Source organism: Streptomyces yongxingensis (genome assembly GCF_055597465.1).
Window position 1 is genome coordinate 6,999,677 of record NZ_CM145717.1, and the last position, 3,094, is coordinate 7,002,770.

General features: G+C 68.7%; 3 protein-coding genes. All 3 read left to right on the forward strand.

Annotation, left to right across the window (positions count from 1 at the left end; genetic code table 11):
• Positions 1-73: 73 nt before the first annotated feature.
• The 3 genes from ACZ6TD_RS30300 (at position 74) to ACZ6TD_RS30310 (ending at position 2,763) form a co-directional block, all read left to right on the forward strand.
• Positions 74-640, forward strand: coding sequence for a hypothetical protein (locus tag ACZ6TD_RS30300; protein ID WP_471343236.1), 567 nt, complete (start codon positions 74-76; stop codon positions 638-640).
• A gap of 78 nt (positions 641-718) precedes the next feature.
• A complete protein-coding gene (locus tag ACZ6TD_RS30305; protein WP_471343237.1) occupies positions 719-1,219 on the forward strand; it encodes a PH domain-containing protein in 501 nt (166 codons plus the stop codon).
• Positions 1,216-2,763: a PH domain-containing protein gene (locus ACZ6TD_RS30310; RefSeq protein WP_471343239.1), complete on the forward strand. Its 1,548-nt coding sequence runs from the start codon at positions 1,216-1,218 to the stop codon at positions 2,761-2,763. The genes ACZ6TD_RS30305 and ACZ6TD_RS30310 overlap by 4 nt, the downstream gene beginning before the upstream one ends.
• Positions 2,764-3,094: the final 331 nt, after the last annotated feature.

Here is a 3,094-nt window from a genome sequence, read left to right on the forward strand (position 1 = left end):
AGCGTTGAGTCAGGTGGGACGGAGAGCCGTCGCACCGAACGCACATCCCCGTTCGGCTTGGAGAACGTCGCATATGCCACAGATGAGCCAGTTCCTGTCCGCACTGATCGCCAGTGGCACGATTCTCATCATCATCCTGGCGACCGACATCGGCCGCCGCCGCATCACCACGATGCGGATGGTGCGCTCGGTCATCGCCGTGGCCGTGGTCATCGCGATCTTCGTCGAGTCCTTCCCGACCAAGGGCAACGACATTTCCCTCCAGCTCGTGGGCGTCGGCACCGGCGTCATCTGCGGTCTGATCGCCGGAGTGCTGCTGCCCGCCTACAAGGACGCCACGTCCGGTGAGCTCTACACCATCGGTGGCATCGGCTACGCCCTGGTGTGGATCGTCCTCTCCGGCGGACGTGTCCTCTTCGCCTACGGCGCCGAGCACTGGTTCACCATGGACCTGGTCAAGTTCTCCATCGACTACAAGATCAGCGGCCAGGACACCTACGCCAACGCCTTCGTCTTCATGTCGCTGGCCATGGTGCTGACCCGAACCGCCGTACTGCTGGCCAAGATGCGCAAGCTGAAGGACCAGGACACCGGGGTCGGTCAGCTCCCGCAGCAGACCGCCACCGGTGCGTCGGTCTGAGCCGCCTGATTTCATAGTCCACCAACCCCCGCCGGGCCCCGCCCCGGCACCCGTCGGACGCAAGAGCAGGGTGAAGCAGTGGAACGCCATGACAATCTGAGGCTCCGACCGCCTCGGCACCGGGTCGACCGCCGTGCGATCGGCTGGTGGACGACGCAGTCCGCACTCTTCGCCCTGCCCCTGCCGCTCGTCTTCGGGATCCTGTGGGCCTCCATTCCCCCCACGCGTGAGTTCTTCATGTGGGCCACGCTGATCTCGCTGGTCCCCGGGCTGCTCTACATGGCCGTCATGCCGGCCTGGCGGTACCGGGTCCACCGCTGGGAGGCCACCAACGAGGCGGTCTACGCGGCCTCCGGCTGGCTCTGGCAGCAGTGGCGGGTCGTGCCGCTGTCCCGGGTGCAGACGGTGGACACCCTGCGCGGCCCGCTGCAGCAGATGTTCGGGCTCTCCGGCGTCACCGTCACCACCGCCTCCGCCGCGGGCGCGGTGAAGATCAAGGGCATCGACCACAAGCTCGCCGGGGACCTGGTGGAGTACCTGGCCAAGTACACCCAGGCCGTGCCGGGAGACGCCACATGAGCTCCGAGACCACCGTGCGGCAGTCCTCCCACGCGGCCGGCCGCGACTGGGGGCGGCTCAACGGGCGGCTGCTCCTGGTCAACCTCTCCATCCTCGCCGCGCCGGTGGCCATGTTCCTGGCCAGTCTCGCGGTCACCGGCGGCGAGACCAACCTCCAGGTCATCATCACCCTCGGCTCGCTGTTCATGACCTTCCTGGTCATCAGCGGCATCGGGCTGATGCGGCTGTTCACCACCCGCTACCGGCTCACCGAGGACCGCTTCGAGCTCCACACCGGGCTGCTCTTCCGCAGCGAACGCTCGGTCCCGATCGGCCGCATCCGCGGTGTCGACCTCACCGCCAACCCGGTCCACCGCGTCTTCGGCCTCACCACGCTGCGGATCGACAGCGGGGACCAGAGCGACGCCGCCGCGCGCAGGCTCGCCCTCGACGGCATCACCAAGGCCGAGGCCCTGGAACTGCGCCGCCAGATCATCGCCCTGCGCGACGCGGGCCGGGCCCGGCCGGTGGCCGACAGCGACGGTGTGCTCAGCCGGCTGGACTGGTCCTGGCTGCGCTACGGCCCGCTGACCGTATGGGGCGTGGGCGGTGTCTTCATCGCCGCCGCCAGTGCGTACCGCACCCTGAGCGAGCTCCAGGTGAACCCGCTCGACCTCGGCGTCGTCAAGGACCTCGAGGACCGCTTCGGCACCATTCCGCTCTGGTACGGAATCCTGCTGGCCGCCGTCGTCATCGCCGTCCTCGGCATGATCGGCTCCACCGCCACCTACATCGAGAACTGGGCCGGTTACGAACTGCGCCGCGAGGACGGCGGAGTGCTCCGCATCCGCCGCGGACTGCTGGCCACCCGCTCCGTGAGCATCGAGGAGCGCCATCTGCGCGGCCTCGAACTCGTCGAGCCCGTCCCGCTGCGCTGGGCCAAGGGCGCCAAGCTCAACGCCGTGGCCAGCGGCCTGGGCAACCAGGAGGACAACCGCAGGCGCCGCGGACTGACCCCGCCCACCCCGCGCGACGAGGCCATGCGGGTCGCCGCCCAGGCACTGCCGACCGGCCCCGGGCTGATCGAGCGCAAGGGTCTCCTCGTGCACCCCAAGGCGGCCCTGCGGCGCCGGATCAACCGCGCCCTGATGTGGTCGGTCCTGATCGCGGCCGTCCCGGTGGGCCTGGGCCTGTGGCTGGGCCGGTGGCTCGTCATCACCGGTGTGATCACCGGTGTGGTGCTGGTTCCGGTCCTGGTGGCGTTCGCCTTCAGCGCCTACCGCAGCCTCGGCCACGGGCTGCGCGGCCGCTATCTGGCCGCGTGCTCCGGGGCGTTCGCCCGCCGCACCGTCGCCCTCCAGCGCGACGGGATCATCGGCTGGAAGCTCTCCCGGACGCCCTTCCAGCGCCGGGCCGGGCTGATCACCCTCGGCGCCACCACCGCCGCGGGCGACGGCGTCTACCACGTGCACGACCTGACCGAAGGCCAGGGAATCGCCCTCGCCGAGACCGCGGTACCGGGGCTGCTGGCCCCGTTCATCGAGAGAGCCCCCGACCGCGGCTGACCACCCCGAGACCAACTGGCGATCCCCCGAGAGGTGGAGGGGCGGACCGAAAGGCCGCCCCTCCACCTCTGAACCCCCTCCACCTCTGAAAAACTGAATACTGGGCGCATTATTTGCTCGAGATCCTTGTCGCCGCCGGAATTCTCATGCACTCTGGTGAATTAACGGTGGCCATTGCGCGATGCCCCTCGGATACGGGACCCCAAAGGGATGATAGGGGTCCATAGGGGGTTTGAAGGGGTTTCTAGCCGCCCTGCCCTGTGTAAAGCTGACGTACGGTCTTGGTGTTATGTCTGCGAGGGTAATGGGGCGCGCGATGGTGAGTGAGTCC